General features: G+C 41.5%; 1 protein-coding gene. It reads right to left on the reverse strand.

Going from position 1 to position 1,274, the window contains the following annotated elements; genetic code table 11:
* A partial coding sequence (locus T541_RS21715; protein WP_034467749.1) for a DUF6531 domain-containing protein occupies positions 1-1,274 on the reverse strand: 1,274 nt, incomplete at both ends.

Genomic DNA, 1,274 nt, shown 5'->3' on the forward strand with positions numbered 1-1,274 from the left:
ATTTCTTTATACTCATACTCAAAAATGCATCTTCTACCAGCATGGTCTTCAATCTCTGTAAGAATGCCATCCTCATTGTATCTAAGTGTAAGGTATGTTCCATCCTTAGTGGTTATCTTTGAAGGCACAGCGATATAGCTTGTAGCCTCGCTTACATCTCCAGAATTATTCACATCCAAAGACGCATCCATATTTCCAGAATCATCTACAGTATTCTTCTTAGATACATTGATGACAGTATAGTCTACACTAGTATGCTGGCCGTTGTTATCTCCCATAGCCACAAGGAATCCATCCAGGTCATACTCATCATATGAACTGTCATCTCTTGTGATCACGTACCCGGTAGCATTTTCCCTGAGCACGCCTTCTTCACCGTGAACTTCAAGGTAAACCTCTTCATTTTTCACCTTATTCTTAGCAAAGATAAGTTCTCTTCCATCGAAGGTAGAGAGCCTGATATCGCCGTCCATGTCCTTGCGTAAACGGCCATCAAAAACGCAGCTCCATCCTCTTCCAAGGATGCCGCTCTTCTCACTCTGGGCATTATAAAAACGTCTGAAAGAAATAGGGAATCTTCCAGGCACTGTAAGGTCTGTTCTGTCGTTGATGTAGTTACCGTTATTCATGTTGACAGGGTCATACTTGATGACCTGGCACTTGTCAATACATCCCTTGAGGTAAAGTTTAAAATCATTTAAGTACTTAAGGAATTTCTGACGCATCTCATCGCTCATAAGATCTTTTACGTCAGTCCATTTAACGTTCTTAAAGGTATCTTCATACCTTGTGATATCAAAGGTACCATCGCCCAATGCAGCATTCACATTCTTAAGGTTCTCAAGAAGCTGAGGACAGATAGCCATGAAATCGCTACCTGTAAAGTCATCGCTATGTTCTTCTATAAAATCAAGGAATTTCTTTTCAAACTTCTGAACGAAGCCATCCTCGCTCTCAACAGACACAAAGGCTTCTAATGAATTCTTAGTTGGCTCAGGATCAGGCTCTGTGAACTTAGTATATGTAAGGAAAGAGCATCCAGCGATTGCTTCCTGACAAGCTTCCCTGGCAGCCTTTATAGTATCTGAAGCCTCTCTGAAACCGTTGTTGTATTCTGTGTAATCCTTGATGATCTTATCAAGGTGCTGGCTCTTAACAATTGCATTCTCATTGGCATCAACCTTCTCATTGAAGTCATCAAGAAGTGACACCTCATCTGAAAGCTTACTTCCCTCCATCATGCCGTGAAGGTGCTCAATCGAATAGATTGCCTC

It is taken from the genome of Butyrivibrio proteoclasticus P6B7 (assembly GCF_000622085.1).
Classification (GTDB): Bacteria; Bacillota; Clostridia; order Lachnospirales; family Lachnospiraceae; genus Butyrivibrio; species Butyrivibrio proteoclasticus_A.